Source organism: Pseudomonas sp. HR1 (assembly GCF_030175875.1).
Lineage (GTDB): Bacteria > Pseudomonadota > Gammaproteobacteria > Pseudomonadales > Pseudomonadaceae > Chryseomonas > Chryseomonas oryzihabitans.
In genome coordinates this window covers 487,311-507,168 of sequence record NZ_JASNRF010000001.1, presented here as the reverse complement: position 1 = coordinate 507,168, position 19,858 = coordinate 487,311, and the positions used below count along the sequence as shown (strand labels likewise).

Here is a 19,858-nt window from a genome sequence, read left to right as displayed (position 1 = left end):
GGCCACCCGTCCGTGCTGCTGTCCATCCTCTACCTGGTCGCCATCACTGCCGAAGCCATGACCGGCGCCCTGTCCGCGGGGCGCCGCGGCATGGACCTGTTCGGCGTGGCGCTGATCGCCAGCGTCACCGCCCTGGGCGGCGGCTCGGTGCGCGATGTGCTGCTGGGGCACTATCCGCTGGGCTGGGTAAAGCACCCGGAGTACCTCGCGCTCACCGTCGGCGCGGGCCTCGCCACCGTGGCCATCGCGCGGGTCATGCGCTATCTGCGCCGGTTGTTCCTGGTGCTCGATGCCCTGGGCCTGGTGGCCTTTACCGTGATCGGCTGCCAGGTGGCCCTGGAAATGGGCCTGAGTCCGGCCATCGTCATCGTCAGCGGCACCCTGACCGGAACCTGCGGCGGCATCCTGCGCGACATCCTCTGCAACGACGTACCCCTGATCCTCAGGCGCGAGCTCTATGCCAGCGTGGCGGTACTCTCTGCGGGCTGCTACCTGCTCTGCCGCCCGTGGCTCGGCGAAGAGCAGGCACTGCTCATCACCCTGGCCGCGGGGCTGCTGCTGCGCCTGCTGGCGCTGAGATTCAACTGGCAGATGCCGACCTTCACCTATCCGGACGATCCCCACGGCTAAGGCCATGACGATTTGCACGGTATCGCGCTGAAAGGCTTGTCCTAGAGCCTTTTGTGCGGCATTTTTCAGGCCCCAGTTACCGATAGGGAGATCGGTCATGTCTGGAAAGCCCGCTGCTCGCCTGGGCGACGCCGTCGCCTGCCCCAAATGTGGTTCCACCGCCCTGGTCCAGGGCTCCGCCGATGTCACCTTCGATGGCCTGCCCGCCGCGACCCTCGGCCATGCCTGCGGCTGTGGCGCGGCCCTGAGCGCCGCGGTCATCCCCAACGTCCTGATCAACGGCCGGCCTGCGGCGGTGCTCGGCAGCCTCACCAGCCATGGCGGCGTGGTGATCGGTGGTTCCGGCACCGTCATCATCGGCCTGGACGCAGGCGGCGCGGCCAAGGGCACCTGCGCAAGCCATGCAGGTGCTACCGGCCTGGCACCGGGGCAGGGCAAGCCTTCGGCGCTGCGCGACCGGGAGCGACAGGGCAGCGAGGGACCGGCCAAGCGCCCGGACAGCGCGCCCGTCGCCAGGGATGAAGTCGCCGAACAGGCGGAGCGCCCGCTGGAACAGCGCATCACCCTGCGCATCGGCGTCTTCTTCGACGGTACCGGCAACAACCTCTTCAACGCCGCCACCGGCGCCGCCTGCCGGGCGGAAGAGCAGGGGTTTCGCCAGGATCAAGCGCGCAGCATCGCAGAGCATTGCGAGAAGTTCATGCTGAGTGCCGATGGCAGCTATGCCGGGGCGGAGACGAATATCGCGCGGCTATTCAGACTGTATAAAAACGATGCCACACGCGTGCTCGAGGGCGACGAGTCAACAGCCACACTTCGTATATACATTGAAGGTATTGGCACCCGTGCCGGCCAGGCAGATAGCCTATTTTCAATGGGTACTGGCCTAGGAGCTAGTGGCGTCCTTGCTTGTGTTCAGACGTTCCCGAAAGCCTTTGGAGAAAGCTATGACCAATTCAAACGAAACAATCCCAACGTAACTGTTGAAGCTATTGATTTCGATCTTTTTGGTTTTAGCAGAGGAGCAGCCGCAGCGCGGCATTTCGCCAATGAAGTGCTCAAGGTGGATGGCGGTATCGCAGCTACAGGACTGTTGCCGTGTTTTTCCTGGCAGCGCGCCAGGGCAAGACTCAACTTTATCGGTTTGTTCGATACCGTGGCAGCGATCGCCGATCCGCTGCGGGGCGATTTCAGTCCGGCCAATGCAGTAAATCCTGGGCTCAATCTTTATTTACCATCCGGTTGCGCGCTCAAGGTGGTGCAATTGACTGCCCAGCATGAATTCCGCCGTAACTTCGCCCTGACCAGCGTGGCACCTGAACACGCAGAGATCCTCTTGCCTGGTGCCCACGCTGATATTGGTGGCGGCTATCCTGCCGAGATACAGGAACGATTGCTATTGACCCGGCCGAGGGCTTCCCGTGAGCCCCAGGGCACGGATAGCCACCAGGCCTGGAGCTATCGTCAGGCCGAACTGGAGTTACGACACCTGCAAGGGGCGCCCTGGTACGACTCAGCCAGCACTCGTCTCGGCATCGATACCTGGCGCCTCGAGTTACCTCGCGTCCGAGGCGACCTGCCGGAAATCGAGGTTTTCGCCGCGATACGGCTGGAGCGGCAGGTGCGTGGAGAGCTATCCCTGGTTTATCTGCGGATTATGCACCGTCTGGCCAGCGCCCAGGGTGTGCCCTTCATGGCTCTTGACGAAGAGGATCCGGAGTGGCGCTTGCCGGCCGACCTGGTTCCTATAGCCGGCAAGCTTCAGGCAGGCGGTCCGCATGCGCCTGAGCCACTGAGCCAGGCCGAAAATCGTCTGCTGCTCAGTCGCTATGTGCACAGATCCGCCCATTGGAATGCGCGTGTGGGTAGTGGCCTGGGCAATGTGGATGCAATCTTCGTCGATGCCCCTACCGCCGATGGTCGGCGCAGCCTCTATCCCAATCGTCCCCAAGCGGGGTACCCGCGATGAGTCGCTGGCTGCTATCTATCGTCCTGCTACTGGGCCTGGCAGGTTGTCAGTCTGACGCCGCGAACAAGCTGCCCTATGACGCCTGGTACCTGGGCTTTCTGGCGCCCAACTACATGGAGGTCTGGCTGGAGCAGGCCAATATTGGCGACAACAGTGGACGCATCTTTCCCAATGCTATGGGGGGAGTGGTCGCCATGGGTGAGCCAGCCAGCCTATCGGCTACCGCCAAGGGCTGGCCTAAAAGGATTGGCTCCGGTGCCGGCCGTACCCTAACCGGCTTAGACCTACCTTACGTCGTCTCCTTACGCTGGCAATCCATGGTCGAGCCCCAAACCTATCACGCGCTGTTCACCATTCCTGATTGGGCCAGGGAAAAGATGGTCGAGCGTCTGCCAGCCGAGTGTCCGGTCAGTGGTCGCACTTCGGATTATCGCAAGGACCTCACCATCGGCCTGGCGCCCGGCGGGGTGGTCAAGGTCTGGATCATGGGCCCCTGTCTCGACCCCATCGAAGTCCTGACCCTCCAGGCCGAGATCGAGCCGAAGGGGCCCTATGGCGGCAAATCCAACGGCAAGTACCGGCCGCTGTCGCCGGTGGTCAAGCGCTATGTCGACAAGTACGGCGTCCCCTACGGCAGCTGGTGGGCACCCATCCCCTACACTACGGTAGGGCCCTGAGCGCCTAGCTGGCCGCGTGTCGCTGCAGCGCCCATTCCACGTGCTCGCGCACCAGGGGGGAGGGGTGTTCGCGCTGCAGCTTCAGGGCTTCCACCACCGGGATGCTGGTCGGGGCGTTGCCCAGGCCCACGGCCAGGTTGCGCAGCCAGCGCTCGTAACCGGCGCGGCGTAACGGCGAGCCTTCGGTGCGGCTGAGGAATTCGGCTTCGGTCCAGCGAAAGAGTTCGGCCAGGCTGGCGCTGTCCAGGCTGTGGCGTGGCTGGAAATCGCCTTCGGCGGTGGGCTTGGCGAAGCGGTTCCAGGGGCAGACCAGCTGGCAGTCGTCGCAGCCGAAGACCCGGTTGCCGATCAAGGGGCGCAGCTCCGGCGGAATGCTGCCCTTGAACTCGATGGTCAGGTAGGAAATGCAGCGCCGGGCGTCGAGCTGATAGGGGCCGACGAAGGCCTGGGTCGGGCAGATGTCCAGGCAGGCGCGGCAGGTGCCGCAGTGGTCACGCGGGGTGGGTTCGTCCACCGGCAGCGGCACGTCGACGAAGAGTTCGCCGAGAAAGAACCAGCTGCCGGCCTTGCGATTGAGCACCAGGGTGTTCTTGCCGATCCAGCCCAGGCCGGCCTGTTCGGCGATGGCCTTTTCCAGCACCGGCGCACTGTCGACGAAGGCGCGATAGCCGAAGGGGCCGATCTCGCCCTGGATGCGCTCGGCCAGGTGCTGCAGGCGCTTGCGGATCAGCTTGTGATAGTCGCGGCCCAGGGCGTAGCGCGAAACATAGGCTGCCGCGCCGTCGGCCAGGCGTTCGCTCATGCGGGTGTCGCCGGGCAGGTAATCCATCCGCAGGGAAATCACCCTCAGGGTGCCCGGGACCAGTTCGGCCGGTCGCGAACGTTTGCTGCCGTGCGCGGCCATATAGTCCATCTCGCCGTGGAAACCGGCGGCCAGCCAGCGCTCCAGATGTTCCTCGTGACGTGCCAGATCCAGCCCGGCGATGCCGGTCTGCTGAAAGCCCAATTCCCGACCCCAGGTCTTGATGAGGTCGGCCAGGGCGGCGAGATCGAGAGCGACAGCGGACATCGACGGGAACGCACAGGCAGGAGGGCCGCCTATTTTGCCAGACTCCGGAGGCTTTCCCAGCATGCACGACGAACTGCCGTTCCAGCTCTACAGCGCCCAGCAGGTGCGGGATCTCGATGCCCAACTGATCGCCGGCGGTTTGCCCGGCCTCGAGTTGATGAGACGCGCGGCGGCCGCGGCCTGGCGCTCCTTGCGCCACGGCTGGCCCCATGCCGGCGCCCTCTGCGTGCTGGCCGGCGGTGGCAACAATGCCGGCGACGGCTATCTGGTCGCGGCGCTGGCGCGCAAGGCCGGCTGGCAGGCACGGGTCTGGCACCTTGCCGATCCGACCGGACTCCAGGGTGATGCTGCCCTGGCCCATGCCGAGGCCCTGGCCGCCGGCGTGGACATCCAGCCCTGGCGCACGGATGCCCCGCTGGAGGGGCTGGTGGTCGATGCCCTGCTGGGCACCGGACTCAAGGGCGCGGCGCGCGAGCCCTATGCCGCGGCCATCGAACGGATCAACGCCAGCGAGCTGCCGGTGGTGGCCATCGACCTTCCTTCCGGACTGGATGCCGACACCGGCGCCGCGGCGGGCCCCCTGGTGCGCGCCGATCTGACCATCACCTTCATCGGCCTCAAGCTCGGCCTGTTCACCGGCAAGGGGCCTGACCATGTCGGCAGTCTGGTGTTCGAGCCGCTGATGGAGGAGCCGCAGAATCCCGCTCATGCCACCGCCCAGCGCCTGGCGCCCGGCAACCTGCCGCGGCTGGCCAGGCGCCCGCTCAATGCGCACAAGGGGCAGTACGGCCATCTGCTGGTGATCGGCGGCGACGAAGGCACCGGTGGCGCAGCCATCATGACTAGCGAGGCAGCGCTGCGCTGCGGCGCCGGCATGCTCAGCCTGGCGACCCGGCCCTCCAATGTCACCGCGGTGCTGGCGCGGCGGCCGGAAGTCATGGTCGCCGGGGTGCATTCCAGTTTCGCCGTGCTGGAACTGGCCAAGAAGGCCGATGTGCTCGCGGTCGGGCCGGGCCTGGGGCAGGGCGCCTGGGGCAAGGCCCTGGCCAGTGCCGCCGCAACGCTGGACGCGGCCCAGGTCTGGGACGCCGATGCCCTCAATCTGCTGGCCGCCGGGGTGGTCCAGGCGCCGCGCGGGCCCTGGGTGATGACGCCCCATCCGGGTGAGGCAGCACGGCTGCTGGAGGTCTCGATCAAGGACATCGAGGCCGATCGTCCCGGCAGCGCCCGCGAACTGGCGCGGCGCTATGGCGGCGTGGCGCTGCTCAAGGGCTTCGGTACCCTGATCGCCCATCCGGACGGTCGCATGGCACTGTGCGGCGAAGGTCATCCGGCGATGGCTACCGGTGGCCTGGGGGACATCCTCACCGGTATCATCGCCGCCCTGCTGGGGCAGGGGCTGGCCCCCTTCGAGGCCGCCTGCCTGGGCGCCTGGCTGCACGGCCGCGCCGGCGCCGAGCTGGGTCGCCAGGGCCGCGGTCTCGCCGCCAGCGATCTGCCCCCGGTCGCCCGCCAGTTGCTCGAGGAACTCCAGCCATGCCTGAACTGACCCTGCACGCCGCCGACGAAGACGCCATGTACGCCCTGGGTGCCCGCCTGGCCCAGGCCAGCGGCGGTCGTGGCGTACTCTATCTGCACGGCGATCTGGGCGCCGGCAAGACCACCCTGTCGCGGGGCATCCTGCGTGGCCTCGGCCACACCGGGGCGGTGAAGAGTCCCACCTTCACCCTGGTCGAGCCCTACGAACTGGCCAGTGGCGCGGTCTATCACTTCGATCTCTATCGCCTGGCCGATCCGGAAGAACTGGAATTCATGGGGATTCGCGACTACTTCACACCCGAGGCCTTGTGCCTGGTGGAATGGCCCGAGCGCGGTCAGGGCTTTTTGCCAAAGCCGGACCTGGACATTACCATTACGCCACGCGCCGACGGCCGTGATCTGCGCCTGACTAGTCATGGCGCTCACGGCGAGGCCTGGTGCGCCGCCCTCGCGCCCTAGGCGCCGATCCCTCGTTCTCCAGCTATACGGTCGCAGGCATGCGCAAGCGTTTTTTCAGGTCGGGACTCGGCCTGTTGTTGTTGATTCTCAGCAGTCAGCTGCTGGCCGCCACCCAGATCAAGGGCATGCGCGTCTGGCGTGCGCCCGACAACACCCGTCTGGTGTTCGATCTGACCGGCCCGGTCAAGGCCAGCGTCTTCACCCTCAGTGCCCCGGATCGCATCGTCATCGACCTGTCCGGCGCGCAGCTCGACGGTGGGCTGAACGAAAAGCCGCTGCGCAACACCCCCATCACCGGTCTGCGCGCGGCCCAGCGTTCGCCGGGCGAGGTGCGCCTGGTGCTGGACACCAAGGGTGCCCTGACGCCCAAGAGCTTTACCCTGGCGCCCAACAAGGAATACGGCAATCGCCTGGTGGTCGACCTCTACGACCAGGGCACCGATCCCGCCACCAGTGACATTCCCGCCACCGTCACGCCCAATCTGCCGGCCACGCCGGTGACCCCGGCGCAGCCGGCGACCCGTCTGCCGTCCAGCCCCAGCGGCAAGCGCGACGTGGTGGTGGTGATCGACCCCGGCCACGGCGGCGAAGACCCGGGTGCCATCGGTCGCGGTCGGTTGTACGAGAAGAACGTGGTGCTGGCCATCGCCAAGCAGTTGCAGGCCAATCTCAATCGGCAGAAGGGCTTTCGCGCCGAGCTGACCCGCACCAGCGACTACTTCATCCCGTTGCGCCAGCGGCAGATCATCGCCCGCAAGAAGGGCGCCGACCTGTTCATTTCGATTCACGCCGATTCGGCGCCCAGTGCCAGCGCCGAGGGCGTCACCGTCTTCGCCCTGTCCCAGCGCGGCGCCACCTCCGAGGCGGCGCGCTGGCTGGCCGATGCGGAAAACCGCTCCGACCAGATCGGCGGGGTGTCCGATGCGCTGGACAACAAGGATCCCATGCTCGCCGGAGTGCTCATGGACCTGTCCATGACCGCCACCGTGGCCTCCAGCCTGGAGGTCGGCCAGACCATCCTCAGCCAGGTCGGGCGCGCCACCAAGCTCTTGCACACGCGGGTGGAGCAGGCCGGCTTCATGGTGCTGAAGTCGCCGGACATCCCCTCGATCCTGGTGGAAACCGGCTTCATCACCAATGCCAACGAATCGGCCAAGCTGGCCAGTCCGGCGCACCAGGGGCTGCTCGCCCGGCAGATCCAGGCCGGTATCGTGCAGTACTTCCAGCACCGTCCGCCGCCCGGCACCTACCTGGCCTGGCAGCGCGAGCAGCGGGGCGACAAGGTCGGCAGCGTGCGCGGCTTCGATCAGCACCGGGTGCAGCCCGGCGAAAGCCTAAGCCTCATCGCCCGTCGCTATGACGTCGATCTCTCCACCCTGCGGGCGGCCAATGGGCTGCGCGGCAATCGCATCCGCTCCGGCCAGGTATTGACCATCCCCACCCACGAACTGGCGGCCAGCAATGACTGAACCCCGGCGCATCCAGCTGCTCAGCCCGCGGCTGTCCAACCAGATCGCCGCCGGCGAGGTGGTCGAACGACCCGCCTCGGTGGCCAAGGAACTGCTGGAGAACAGCCTGGACGCCGGGGCCCGGCGCATCGATATCGAGGTGGAGCAGGGCGGGGTCAAGCTGCTGCGCATCCGCGACGACGGCCATGGCATCCCGCCGGATGACCTGCATCTGGCCCTGGCGCGCCATGCCACCAGCAAGATCTATCACCTGGACGAACTGGAAAGCGTCACCAGCCTGGGCTTTCGCGGTGAGGCCCTGGCGTCGGTCAGTTCGGTGTCGCGCCTCACCCTGACCTCGCGCTTTCGCGGCGAAGACCAGGCCTGGCAGGTGGAGACCGAAGGCCGCGAGATGCAACCGCGGGTGCAGCCCGCCGCCCATCCCCAGGGCACCTCGGTGGAGGTGCGCGACCTGTTCTTCAATACCCCGGCGCGACGCAAGTTCCTGCGCGCCGAAAAGACCGAATTCGATCACCTGCAGGAAGTGGTGCGGCGCCTGGCGCTGGCGCGCTTCGACGTGGGTTTCCATCTGAGACACAACGGTAAGAGCGTGCTGGCTCTGCATCCGGCGGGCGATCCCCAGAGCCAGGGGCGGCGGGTCGGCGCGGTCTGCAGTCCGGCCTTTCTCGAACAGGCCCTGCCGCTGGAGCACGAGCGCAACGGCCTGCGCCTCTGGGGCTGGGTCGGCCTGCCGACCTTTTCGCGCAGCCAGGCGGATCTGCAGTACTTCTACGTCAACGGCCGCATGGTGCGCGACAAGCTGGTCGCCCATGCCGTACGCCAGGCCTATCGCGACGTCCTCTACAGCGGGCGCCACCCGGCCTTCGTGCTGTTCCTGGAAGTGGATCCGGCGGCGGTGGACGTCAACGTCCACCCCACCAAACACGAGGTGCGCTTCCGCGACAGCCGCCAGGTGCACGACTTTCTCTACGGCACCCTGCACCGGGCACTTGGCGACATCCGCCCGGATGACCAGCTCGCCGTGGTGGCGCCCACCGCACCGACGCCGCTGAGCGGTCCGGCCGCCGGTGAATTCGGCCCCCAGGGCGAGATGCGCCTGGCTGCCGCCGTGTTGCACGACAGCCCTGCGCCGCCGGCCCAGCCCTTCGCCGGTGGCGGCGGTTCGGGTGGTGCCGCGCACTACAGTCCTGCCCCGCAGCCCTATGCCGGCGCGCCGGTGGCCGAGGTGCAGAGCGCCTACAAGGCCTTCTTCGCGCCGCTGCCGGAGGGTGCCGAGGCCGCGGCCCTGCCCGCGGAGCAGGGCGACGTGCCGCCGCTGGGCTATGCCCTGGCGCAGCTCAAGGGCATCTACATCCTGGCCGAGAACGCCCAGGGCCTGATCCTGGTGGACATGCACGCCGCCCACGAGCGCATCACCTACGAACGACTCAAGGTGGCCATGGCCAGCGAAGGCCTGCGCGGCCAGCCGCTCTTGGTGCCGGAGTCCCTGGCCGTCAGCGAGCGCGAGGCCGACTGCGCCGAAGAGCATGGCCAGTGGTTCGAGCGCCTCGGCTTCGAACTGCAGCGCCTGGGTCCCGAGACCCTCGCCATCCGCCAGATCCCCGCCCTGCTCAAGCAGGCCCAGGCGGCGCGGCTGGTGCAGGACGTGCTCGCCGACCTGCTGGACTATGGCACCAGCGATCGCATCCAGGCGCACCTCAACGAATTGCTCGGCACCATGGCCTGCCACGGCTCGGTACGGGCCAACCGGCGGCTGACCCTGCCGGAAATGAATGCCCTGCTGCGCGACATGGAAACCACCGAGCGCAGCGGCCAGTGCAACCACGGTCGTCCCACCTGGGCCCAGCTCAGCCTGGACGACCTGGATAAACTCTTCCTGCGCGGCCGCTGACCGCCCGCCGCGCCGCGTGCGGCGCCCCTTCGAGAATCCGCAATGACCGCCCCTCTGCCGCCCGCCATCTTTCTCATGGGGCCGACCGCCTCCGGCAAGACCGATCTCGCCATCGAGCTGGCGCGGCTGCTGCCCATCGAGCTGATCAGCGTGGATTCGGCGCTCATCTATCGCGGCATGGACATAGGCACCGCCAAGCCCAGCGCCGAGCTGCTGGCCGCCCATCCGCACCGGCTGGTGGACATCCGCGACCCTGCGGAGAGCTATTCCGCCGCCGAATTTCGCACCGATGCCCTGGCGGCCATGGCCGAGATCACCGCGGCCGGACGAATCCCGCTGCTGGTGGGTGGCACCATGCTCTACTTCAGGGCCCTGCTCGAAGGCCTGGCTGACATGCCCGGTGCCGACGCCGAGGTGCGGGCCGAGATCGAGGCGCTGGCGGCCACGGCCGGCTGGGGCGAGATCCACCGGCAATTGGCCGAGGTCGATCCGGTATCGGCCGCGCGCATCCATCCCAACGATCCCCAGCGCCTCCTGCGTGCGCTCGAGGTGTATCGCGTCAGCGGCCAGTCGATGACCGAGCACCGCGCGCTGCAATTGCGCGCCAATGCCGATTCGAACGGGGCGCCCCAGACGCAATTACCCTATACTGTGGCCCAATTGATCCTGGCGCCCGGCCGGCGTGAGGTGCTCCATGCGCGTATCGCCGAGCGCTTCAGCCTGATGCTGGAACAGGGCTTCATCGACGAAGTCTCAGCCTTGCGGGAACGTCCCGATTTGCATCCTGGTCTGCCGTCCATGCGATCCGTAGGCTATCGTCAGGTGTGGGAGTTCCTGGAAGGGGGTTGCACGCGGGAAGAGATGGTGGCGCGTGGCGTTGCGGCGACGCGGCAGTTGGCGAAGCGGCAGTTGACCTGGTTGCGTGGCTGGCCCGCCGCACACACCTTCGACAGCCTGGCTTGTGACAATCTGCCGCGGATCTTGAAATGCCTGGCCGGTGACACCATATCGCCCCGCAGCTGAATCGTTTTTGTCCGCGTGTCCATGGTGGGCAGCGGAAACTGGCATGTCGCCAGATCGGTATTTTCATTTCCTTAGGAGAGCGACACGATGTCAAAAGGGCATTCGCTACAAGACCCTTACCTGAACACCCTGCGTAAAGAGCGCGTTCCGGTTTCCATCTATCTCGTCAACGGTATCAAGCTGCAGGGTCAGATCGAGTCCTTCGACCAGTTCGTGATTCTGCTCAAGAACACCGTCAGCCAGATGGTCTACAAGCATGCAATCTCCACCGTGGTGCCGAGCCGCCCGGTCCGTCTGCCCAGCTCCGAGACGAGCGAGTCGGATAGCGAATAAATAACGAGAGGAGCGCCCTGTTGTTCTTCGAGCGTCACGAAGGTGGTGAGCGGGCCATTCTGGTCCATTTGGAAGGCCTGCATCCCGAGGCGCGCGAAGATCCTCAGGAGTTCCTCGAACTCGCGCGATCGGCGGGTGCGGAGACCGTGGCGTTCGTCACGGTGACCCGCAGCCAGCCGACGGCGCGTTATCTCATCGGTACCGGCAAGGTCGAAGAGTTGCACGATCAGGTGCACGCCCATGCCGCCGATCTGGTCATCTTCAACCATGACCTCACGCCCAGTCAGGAACGCAACCTCGAAAAAGCCTTCGAGTGCCGCGTCCTCGATCGCACGGGCCTCATTCTCGACATCTTCGCCCAGCGCGCCCGGACCCACGAGGGCAAGCTGCAGGTGGAACTCGCCCAGCTCGAGCACATGAGCACCCGGCTGGTGCGCGGCTGGACCCACCTCGAGCGCCAGAAGGGCGGCATCGGTCTGCGTGGTCCGGGTGAAACCCAGCTCGAAACCGACCGTCGTCTCCTGCGGATCCGCATCCGCCAGATCCGCCAGCGCCTGGACAAGGTGCGCAGCCAGCGCGAGCAGGCCCGGCGCGGTCGCCGGCGTGCCGAGATTCCCTCGGTGTCCCTGGTCGGCTACACCAACGCCGGCAAGTCCACCCTGTTCAACAGCCTCACTGAATCCGGCGTCTACGCGGCCAACCTGCTGTTCGCCACCCTCGATCCCACCCTGCGCCGTCTGGAATTGCCGGACCTGGGGCCGATCGTGCTGGCCGATACCGTGGGCTTCATCCGCCATCTGCCGCACAAGCTAGTGGAGGCCTTCCGGGCGACCCTGGAGGAATCCAGCAACTCCGACCTGCTGCTGCACGTGATCGATGCCCACGAGGACGATCGCCAGCTGCAGATCGAGCAGGTCGAGGCGGTGCTGCACGAAATCGGTGCCGACGAGCTGCCGATGTTGGAGGTCTACAACAAGCTCGATCTGCTCGACGGGGTCGAGCCGCATATCCAGCGCGACGATGAAACCGGACGGCCGATCCGGGTCTGGGTCTCGGCGCGCGAAGGCCGTGGTCTGGAGCTGGTCGGTCAGGCCGTGGCCGAACTGCTCGGCGAAGATCTTTTCGTCGGGGTGCTGCGCCTGCCCCAGCGGCATGCCCGGCTGCGGGCCCAGCTGTTCGAGCTGGGCGTGGTTCGCCAGGACGATCATGATGACGAAGGCAACATCCTGTTGTCTGTACGAGTACCCCGCGCCGAACTCAATCGACTGCTCAGCCGGGCCGGTGAAGAACCGGAAGTCTTTATCCAGCAACATGTTTTGCAATAAACCCCCGCTCGGCGCTTTTGTTCGGGCAGGGACCATCCGGTAGCATTGGTCGGCGCGCCATTTCGGCGCGTTTTCGCGTTATCAGTAGGGAGAGCGCTATGGCTTGGAACGAGCCCGGTGGCAACTCGAACAATCAAGACCCCTGGGGCGGCCGCAACAACAACGGTGGCGGCAATGGTGGACGCAAGGGGCCGCCGGATCTCGACGAAGCCTTGCGTAAGTTTCAGGACCGCATCAACCGCCTGGTCGGCGGCAAGAAGCGCTCCGGCGGCAGCGGCGGCGACAGCTTCGGCTCGGGTGGTGGCAAGGGTTTGCTGCTGCTGGGCGTGCTGCTGGTCGGCGCTCTCTGGCTGTACAACGCCGTCTACGTCGTGGACGAGCAGGAGCAGGCGGTGGTGCTGCGCCTGGGCAAATACCATGAGACGGTAGGGCCCGGCCTGAACATCTACTTCCCGCCCTTCGAGACCAAGTACCAGGAAAATGTCACCCGTGAGCGGGCCTACAGCAAGCAGGGCGCCATGCTGACCCAGGACGAGAACATCGTCGAGGTGCCGCTGACCGTCCAGTACCGCATCACCAATCTCAAGGACTTCGTCCTCAACGTCGACCAGCCCGAGGTCAGCCTGCAGCAGGCGACCGACAGCGCCGTGCGCCACGTGGCCGGCTCCTCGACCATGGACCAGTTGCTGACCGACGGCCGCGAGCAGGTCGCCACCAACGTCCGCGAACGTCTGCAGCGCTTCCTCGATACCTACGGGACCGGCATCACCGTGACCCAGGTGAACATCCAGAGCGCCTCGGCGCCGCGTGAAGTTCAGGAAGCCTTCGACGACGTGATCCGTGCCCGTGAAGACGAGCAGCGCGAGAAGAACCAGGCCGAAGCCTATGCCAACGGCGTGATCCCCGAGGCCCGCGGTGCTGCCCAGCGCATCATCGAGGAAGCCAACGGCTATCGCGACGAAGTCGTCGCCCGGGCCCAGGGTGATGCCTCGCGCTTCAGCCAGCTGGCGGTCCAGTACGCGGCCAATCCGCAGCTGACCCGCGAGCGTCTGTACATCGAGACGATGCAGGAAGTGCTCGGTCAGGCGAGCAAGGTCATGGTCACCGGTCAGGCCGGCCAGAACCTGCTCTATCTGCCGCTCGACAAGCTGATGCAGAACCGTGCCCCGGCACCGACCTCGGCGATCAGCAGTGGCGCTGCCCCGGCGGCGTCGAGCGATACGGCGGCCTCGGTCATTCGCAATCTGCCGCAGTCCACCGAAGCGCGTACGAGGGAGAGCCGCTGATGAGCAATAAATCGCTGGCCGCGCTGATCGTCGTGGTCGTTCTGGGTCTTGCCGCCTGGAGCAGTCTGTTCGTGGTGAAGGAGACCGAGCGGGCGGTGATGCTGCGCTTCGGTCGTGTGGTCGAGCCCAATCTGGAGCCCGGCCTGCACTTCAAGATTCCCTACGTCAACCGGGTGCGCAAGTTCGATGCCCGCCTGCAGACCCTGGATACCCCGACGCAGCGTTTCCTGACCCTGGAAAAGAAGGCGGTGATGGTGGATGCCTACGCCAAGTGGCGCATCTTCAATGCCGATCGCTACTACACCGCGACCTCGGGTCTCAAGCAGATCGCCGACGAGCGACTGCTGCGCCGCCTGGAGGCTGGGCTGCGTGACCAGTTCGGTCGTCGCACCCTGCACGAGGTGGTGTCCGGTGAGCGGGATGCCATGGTCGGTTCGCTGACCGCGGCGCTGAACAAGATGGCCAACCAAGAGCTGGGTATCGAGGTGCTGGACGTGCGCGTCAAGGCCATCGACCTGCCCAAGGAAGTCAGTCGCAGCGTCTATGAGCGGATGAGCACCGAGCGCGAGCGGGAAGCCCGCGAGCATCGCGCCAAGGGTCGCGAACTGGCTGAAGGCATCCGTGCCGACGCCGATCGTCAGCGCCGCGTGCTGCTGGCCGAAGCCTATCGTCAGGCCGAACAGGCCCGCGGTGAAGGTGATGCCCAGGCGGCCCAGGTGTATTCCCAGGCCTACTCGAAGAATCCGGCGTTCTTCTCCTTCTATCGCAGCCTGCAGGCCTATCGCTCCAGCTTCTCCAGCAAGAGCGACGTCCTGGTGCTGGATCCGAAGAGCGATTTCTTCAAGTATTTCCAGAGTCCGGGGCAGTGAGGTCAGGGATGAACGGCGCCTAGGCTTCGCTCGTCGTTCATCCCCGATCGCCGATTTTTTCGTGTTATCATGAATCAGCCGGGGCCATCCCCGGCTTTTTTGCGTCCGTACGAAACCCGTGGAAGGGCGACGCCCTGGCTGATCCGGGTAGCAATCCACGGCAGAGCGGCTCGATCCGGCGGCAGGATTCTCCAGGAATCCACTGCGCCGACCTCGGCAGCCGCGTGCCGATCCATGACATGGAGAAGAGGCCTAATGGCTACGGTAGACCGCTGGCTGCTGCCTGACGGTATCGAGGAAATCCTGCCGCCCGACGCGGCGCGCATCGAAGGCGCTCGGCGTCGGGTGCTGGAACTGTTCCATTGCTGGGGCTACGAGTTCGTCATCACCCCGCACCTGGAATTCCTGGAATCGCTGCTCACCGGCGCGGCCAAGGAACTGGAACTGCGCACCTTCAAGGTGACCGATCCCAATTCCGGCCGCCTCATGGGCTTCCGCTCCGACATCACGCCCCAGGTGGCGCGCATGGAGGCCCATAGCCTCAAGCAGAGCGGTCCGAGCCGACTGTGCTATGCCGGCAGCGTGCTGCATACCCGTCCCCGTGCCCTGTCCACCTCGCGCAGCCCGATCCAGGTCGGCGCCGAGCTCTATGGCGTGCCCGGCAGCGAAGGGGATCTGGAAGTCATCAGCCTGATGCTCGACGTGCTCGAGCAGGCCCAGGTGCCCGACGTCCACATGGATCTGGGGCATGTGGGCATCTATCGCGGGCTGTGCCAGGCGGCCGGCGTCTCCGGCGCCAGCGAGCAGCAGCTGTTCGATGCCTTGCAGCGCAAGGCGGTCGACGAGATCGCCGAATTGACCGCCGACCTGCCCGCCGCCGAGCGCGGCTGGCTGCGGGCGCTGGTCGAACTCAGTGGCGATGCCACGGTGCTCGAGCAGGCGCGGCAGCGCCTGGCGGGTGCGCCCGCGGGCGTCCTGCAGGCACTGGACGAGCTGATCGCCCTGGCCGATTCGCTCAAGGGGCGTTTCCCGGGCGTGCCGCTGTATTTCGATCTGGGCGAGTTGCGCGGTTATCACTACCACACCGGGGTGGTCTTCGCCGCCTTCGTACCGGGCACCGGGCAATCCATCGCCCAGGGTGGTCGCTATGACAACATCGGCGCCGACTTCGGCCGTTCGCGTCCGGCCACCGGCTTTTCCACCGATCTCAAGACCCTCGTCGAGCTGGGCACCGCCGTGCTCGACGAACCGCGCCGCGGCATCTGGGCGCCGGCGGGCGATGCGCCGGTGCTCTGGCAGGCCGTGCGCGAATTGCGTGCCGCGGGCGAGCGGGTGGTCCAGGCCACCGCTCATGACGACGCGGACCAGCTGCACAGCTCGGGCTGCGATCGCCGGCTGATCGAGCAGCAGGGCGCCTGGGTCGTGGTGCCCTTGAATTCCTAAACACCGGATCTGGCATCCGGGTGAACGTGAGCATCGTCGGCCTGGCCGACAGAAATCTTCCTGACAGGGGATAAGGTTATGGGTAAGAACGTCGTCGTCCTGGGCACCCAGTGGGGTGATGAGGGCAAGGGCAAGATCGTGGACCTGCTGACCGACCAGGCCGCTGCCGTGGTGCGTTATCAAGGCGGTCACAACGCCGGCCACACGCTGGTCATCGATGGTCAGAAGACCATCCTGCGGCTGATTCCCTCGGGCATCCTGCGCGCCGACACCCAGTGCCTGATCGGCAATGGCGTGGTGCTCTCGCCGGAAGCCCTGTTCAAGGAAGTCGGCGAGCTGGAAGCCCGCGGCGTGCCGGTGCGCGAGCGCCTGCGCATCAGCTCGGCCTGCTCGCTGATCCTGCCCTATCACGTGGCCCTGGATCAGGCGCGCGAGAAGGCGCGCGGCGAAGCCAAGATCGGCACCACCGGTCGCGGCATCGGCCCGGCCTATGAAGACAAGATCGCCCGTCGCGGTCTGCGCGTCGGCGATCTGTTCCACCCCGAGCGTTTCGCCGTCAAGCTCAAGGAAGTGCTGGACTACCACAACTTCGTCCTGCAGAACTACTTCAACGAGCCGCCGGTGGACTTCCAGAAGACCTACGACGAGGCCATGGAACATGCCAAGGTCATGCAGCCGCTGGTCATGGACGTCGTCAGCCGTCTGCACGAGCTGCGCAAGGCCGGTGAGAACCTGATGTTCGAAGGCGCCCAGGGCACCCTGCTGGACATCGACCACGGCACCTATCCCTTCGTCACCAGCTCCAACACCACCGCCGGTGGCGTGGCGACCGGTTCCGGCGTGGGTCCGCTGTACCTGGACTACATCCTCGGCATCACCAAGGCCTACACCACCCGCGTCGGCTCCGGTCCCTTCCCGACCGAGCTGTTCGACGAAACCGGTGCCTACCTGGCCAAGCAGGGCCACGAATTCGGCTCCGTGACCGGCCGTCCGCGCCGTTGCGGCTGGTTCGATGCCGTCATCCTGCGTCGCTCCATCGAGATCAACAGCATCTCCGGTCTGTGCCTGACCAAGCTGGACGTGCTCGACGGTCTGGAAACCGTGCGCATCTGCACCGGTTACAAGGATGCCGCCGGCAACCTGCTGACCGAGGCGCCCACCGACGCCGACAGCTACATCGGTCTGCAGCCGGTCTACGAAGAGATGCCGGGCTGGAGCGAATCCACCGTGGGTGCCCAGAGTCTCGAGGCGCTCCCGGCCAACGCCCAGGCTTACATCCGCCGCATCGCCGAGCTGGTCGAGGCGCCGATCGACATCGTCTCGACCGGTCCGGATCGCAAGGAAACCATCGTGCTGCGCCATCCTTTCGCCTGATGCGCTAAAAGGATGCAGCCGGAAAAGCCCCGCCCCGCGGGGCTTTTCCATTTCTGGCGGGCGAGAGACGCTGGTAGGCCGGGGACGGCCGCTGGTCCGAAATGGCCAGCATATTGCTATGACTATTTACCGCTGAGCCTCCAGCTCCCCTCGAGCTGGCCGACAGCCTGTAAATGTCCCTTGTCGCTGGAGACCTCCATGTCGTTTCTCTTGTCGCTGCTGCGCAGTCGCCTGTTGCTGCCGGTATTCATCAGTCTTTTGCTCGCGGTCATGCTCCAGGTAGCCCTGGCGCTGTGGCTGACCCAGGATGCGGTGAAGGGGCTGCAGTCAGGCCTGGCCACCCGCCTGTCCGGCGAGTCCGAGCAGCTCGCCGACACCCTGCGCCAGGCCGGGGGCGAGGTGGATGGCAGTCTTGCCGAACTGGCGGGGCAGACCCGTGCGCGGCTGGCCGAGGGGCTTGCGCAGCGCCTGGCGCGCGAGCGGCAGCAGGTGGGTGAGACCCTGGCCGCTACCCTCAAGAGCAATGCGCAGAATCTGGCCGAGCTGCTTGCGGGCGTCGCGCCCAAGGCGATGTGGGACGCCGATGTGCCGGCCCTTTCCGACCTGGCGCGGCGGGCGCAAGGCAATCCCGAGGTGCTCTTCGTGGTCTTCCAGGACGCCCAGGGCCAGAATCTGACCCGCTATCTCAATCGCCAGGACGAGCGCGTGGCCCGCCTGCTCGCCGTGGGCCAGGGCGAGGGCGCCCTGGCCAAGGTGCTGGATGCCGCGACGCGGGATCCTTCGGTCTATCGCGTGGAGGCTTCCATCAGTCCCAATGGCGTCGAGATCGGCAAGGTGGTGGTGGGCTTTTCCACCCAGACCATCGAGCGCACCGGCGCGGCCCTGGACAAGAGCTTCAAGACCCTGATCGACGATGCCGGCGGTCTGGTCTCCAGCAGCGTGACGGCCGCGGCCAAGGGCAGTGCGGCGACCCTGGCGACGCGCCTGGAAGGCACGCGCCAGGCTGCCCTGGCCATGAGTCGCAATGCCGGTGAAACGGTCGCCACCCTGGCGGGCGCGCTGCGCTGGCAGATCGCCCTGGGGCTGATCGGGGTCGGCGTGGTGATGGTCGTGGCCGTGGCGCTGGTGCTGGGGCGCCGGGTGCTGCGGCGGATCGGCGTGCTGCAGCGGGCGCTGGACGATCTGGCAGCCGGGGAGGGGGATCTCACGCGTCGCCTGCAGCTGGGGCAGGGCGATGAGATCCAGGCGCTGGGTGGCGCGGTCGATCGCTTCCTGGCCAAGCTGCAGCCGCTGGTGGGCGAGGCCCATGGCGTCGCGGCGCGTACCGGCGAGGAAATCCGCGGTTTGGCCGGCAGCAGTGCCACCGCCGAAGCGGCGGCGTTGCGCCAACGCGAAGAGGTGGCGCGCAGTCTGGAGGCCTTGTCCGGTATCGCCGCGGAAGCCCAGGGCGAAAGTCAGGCCATGCAGGGCGCCCTGCAGCAGGTGGAGGCCATTCGCAGTTCCACCCAGAGCAACGCCCGCATCGCCACCGAGGTGGCCGAAGGTATCGAGGGGCTGGTGACCCAGGTCGAGTCCGGCGCCCAGGTGATCGAGCGGCTGGCCGCGCAAAGTGAGCAGATCGAGGTGGTGCTGGACGTGATCCGCGGCATCGCCGAGCAGACCAACCTGCTGGCGCTCAATGCAGCCATCGAAGCGGCCCGGGCCGGCGAGAGCGGACGTGGCTTTGCGGTGGTCGCCGACGAGGTGCGGGCGCTGGCCAGCAAGACCCAGGAATCCACCGGCAGCATCCGGACCCACATCGCCGGTCTGCAGGAAGGCGCGCGCGAAGCTGTCGCCGCCATAGGCGCGGCGCGCCAGCAGGCCGGCAGCGGGCTGGCGGTGCTGCGCGACAGCAAGCGCATCCAGCAGGATGTCCACCGCGCCGTGGATCAGGTGCATGCCAGCATGACCACGGCTGCCCAGGCGGCCCAGCGTCAGGCAGAGGGCGCCGCGGCGGTACGCCAGCGGGTCGAGGTCATCCATGGCGAGACGCTGCGCGCAGCCGAATCGGTGGCGGCCACTGCGCACAGCAGTCGGACTCTGGCGGAGCTGGCCGCCCAGTTGCGCGGCAGTCTGGGGCAGTTCAAGGCGTAGGGGAGGGCCCCACGCCTTTTCGCAGGCAAGAAAAAACCGGCCGAAGCCGGTTTTTTCTGTTGCGTCCGATCCGGGATCGTCCGCTTGGTATTGGTGCCCAGGAGAAGACTCGAACTTCCACGGTGTTGCCACCGCTAGGACCTGAACCTAGTGCGTCTACCAATTCCGCCACCTGGGCCTGCAGTGCGACTTCTGGTCGCTTCCCGTCACCCTTGCGGGTTTCAGGATTAAAAAACCGGCTAGTGCCGGCTTTTCGTCGACCGATCTGCAAATCGATCGACTATAATGAGTGGTGCCCAGGAGAAGACTCGAACTTCCACGGTGTTGCCACCGCTAGGACCTGAACCTAGTGCGTCTACCAATTCCGCC

General features: G+C 66.5%; 16 protein-coding genes, 2 tRNA genes and 1 pseudogene. 16 read left to right on the top strand and 3 right to left on the bottom strand.

Annotated features, from left to right (window positions below; translation table 11 throughout):
* The first annotated feature begins 15 nt into the window (after positions 1-15).
* The 3 genes from QKY98_RS02285 (at position 16) to QKY98_RS02275 (ending at position 3,276) form a co-directional block, all read left to right on the top strand.
* Positions 16-630, top strand: a complete 615-nt coding sequence (locus QKY98_RS02285) for a trimeric intracellular cation channel family protein (protein WP_042137396.1) — start codon at positions 16-18, stop codon at positions 628-630.
* 97 nt (positions 631-727) lie between these two features.
* Positions 728-2,599 carry a PAAR domain-containing protein gene (locus QKY98_RS02280; RefSeq protein ID WP_284670289.1) on the top strand — a complete coding sequence of 624 codons (1,872 nt, stop codon included), beginning with the start codon at positions 728-730 and terminating at the stop codon, positions 2,597-2,599.
* Complete coding sequence (locus QKY98_RS02275) at positions 2,596-3,276, top strand: DUF2931 family protein (protein ID WP_044341030.1); 681 nt, start codon at positions 2,596-2,598, stop codon at positions 3,274-3,276. Before QKY98_RS02280 ends, QKY98_RS02275 begins: the two co-directional genes overlap by 4 nt.
* A gap of 4 nt (positions 3,277-3,280) precedes the next feature.
* Here the strand turns inward: QKY98_RS02275 and queG are convergent, their stop codons facing one another.
* Positions 3,281-4,345 (bottom strand): tRNA epoxyqueuosine(34) reductase QueG, encoded by a 1,065-nt coding sequence (gene queG / locus QKY98_RS02270; RefSeq protein ID WP_042137352.1) that lies wholly within the window; start codon positions 4,343-4,345, stop codon positions 3,281-3,283.
* 61 nt (positions 4,346-4,406) lie between these two features.
* On the opposite strand from queG, the gene QKY98_RS02265 reads away from it, so the two are divergent.
* The 13 genes and pseudogenes from QKY98_RS02265 (at position 4,407) to QKY98_RS23860 (ending at position 19,489) form a co-directional block, all read left to right on the top strand.
* Positions 4,407-5,894: an NAD(P)H-hydrate dehydratase gene (locus QKY98_RS02265; RefSeq protein ID WP_284670288.1), complete on the top strand. Its 1,488-nt coding sequence runs from the start codon at positions 4,407-4,409 to the stop codon at positions 5,892-5,894.
* Positions 5,882-6,343 (top strand): tRNA (adenosine(37)-N6)-threonylcarbamoyltransferase complex ATPase subunit type 1 TsaE, encoded by a 462-nt coding sequence (tsaE, locus tag QKY98_RS02260; RefSeq protein WP_007161160.1) that lies wholly within the window; start codon positions 5,882-5,884, stop codon positions 6,341-6,343. The genes QKY98_RS02265 and tsaE overlap by 13 nt, the downstream gene beginning before the upstream one ends.
* A 38-nt stretch (positions 6,344-6,381) precedes the next feature.
* Positions 6,382-7,812 carry an N-acetylmuramoyl-L-alanine amidase gene (locus QKY98_RS02255; RefSeq protein ID WP_284670287.1) on the top strand — a complete coding sequence of 477 codons (1,431 nt, stop codon included), beginning with the start codon at positions 6,382-6,384 and terminating at the stop codon, positions 7,810-7,812.
* Entirely contained in the window at positions 7,805-9,703 is a 1,899-nt protein-coding gene (gene mutL / locus QKY98_RS02250; protein WP_284670286.1) for a DNA mismatch repair endonuclease MutL, read from the top strand. The genes QKY98_RS02255 and mutL overlap by 8 nt, the downstream gene beginning before the upstream one ends.
* Positions 9,704-9,745: 42 nt before the next feature.
* On the top strand, positions 9,746-10,726 hold the full coding sequence (gene miaA / locus QKY98_RS02245) for a tRNA (adenosine(37)-N6)-dimethylallyltransferase MiaA (protein WP_284670285.1): 981 nt from the start codon (positions 9,746-9,748) through the stop codon (positions 10,724-10,726).
* An 87-nt stretch (positions 10,727-10,813) separates the two neighbouring features.
* Positions 10,814-11,059: an RNA chaperone Hfq gene (gene hfq / locus QKY98_RS02240; RefSeq protein WP_007161156.1), complete on the top strand. Its 246-nt coding sequence runs from the start codon at positions 10,814-10,816 to the stop codon at positions 11,057-11,059.
* A 20-nt stretch (positions 11,060-11,079) separates the two neighbouring features.
* Entirely contained in the window at positions 11,080-12,384 is a 1,305-nt protein-coding gene (gene hflX / locus QKY98_RS02235; protein WP_284670284.1) for a ribosome rescue GTPase HflX, read from the top strand.
* Between the two features lie 98 nt (positions 12,385-12,482).
* Positions 12,483-13,670: an FtsH protease activity modulator HflK gene (gene hflK / locus QKY98_RS02230; protein ID WP_007161154.1), complete on the top strand. Its 1,188-nt coding sequence runs from the start codon at positions 12,483-12,485 to the stop codon at positions 13,668-13,670.
* Positions 13,670-14,539 (top strand): protease modulator HflC, encoded by an 870-nt coding sequence (gene hflC, locus QKY98_RS02225; protein WP_007161153.1) that lies wholly within the window; start codon positions 13,670-13,672, stop codon positions 14,537-14,539. The genes hflK and hflC overlap by 1 nt, the downstream gene beginning before the upstream one ends.
* 255 nt (positions 14,540-14,794) lie before the next feature.
* Entirely contained in the window at positions 14,795-15,982 is a 1,188-nt protein-coding gene (locus tag QKY98_RS02220; RefSeq protein ID WP_042137361.1) for an ATP phosphoribosyltransferase regulatory subunit, read from the top strand.
* Between the two features lie 78 nt (positions 15,983-16,060).
* The gene (locus QKY98_RS02215; RefSeq protein ID WP_027601077.1) at positions 16,061-17,356 is read left to right on the top strand and encodes an adenylosuccinate synthase; all 1,296 of its coding nucleotides are present in this window, start codon (positions 16,061-16,063) and stop codon (positions 17,354-17,356) included.
* Positions 17,357-17,368: 12 nt separating this feature from the next.
* Positions 17,369-18,631 (top strand): annotated as a pseudogene (locus QKY98_RS23865) (HAMP domain-containing protein); the annotation flags it as partial.
* A gap of 186 nt (positions 18,632-18,817) precedes the next feature.
* Positions 18,818-19,489, top strand: a complete 672-nt coding sequence (locus tag QKY98_RS23860) for a methyl-accepting chemotaxis protein (protein ID WP_371099686.1) — start codon at positions 18,818-18,820, stop codon at positions 19,487-19,489.
* Between the two features lie 91 nt (positions 19,490-19,580).
* Here QKY98_RS23860 and QKY98_RS02205 read toward each other — a convergent pair.
* Positions 19,581-19,667: transfer RNA gene (locus tag QKY98_RS02205), tRNA-Leu, on the bottom strand.
* Between the two features lie 112 nt (positions 19,668-19,779).
* Positions 19,780-19,858, bottom strand: a tRNA-Leu gene (locus QKY98_RS02200).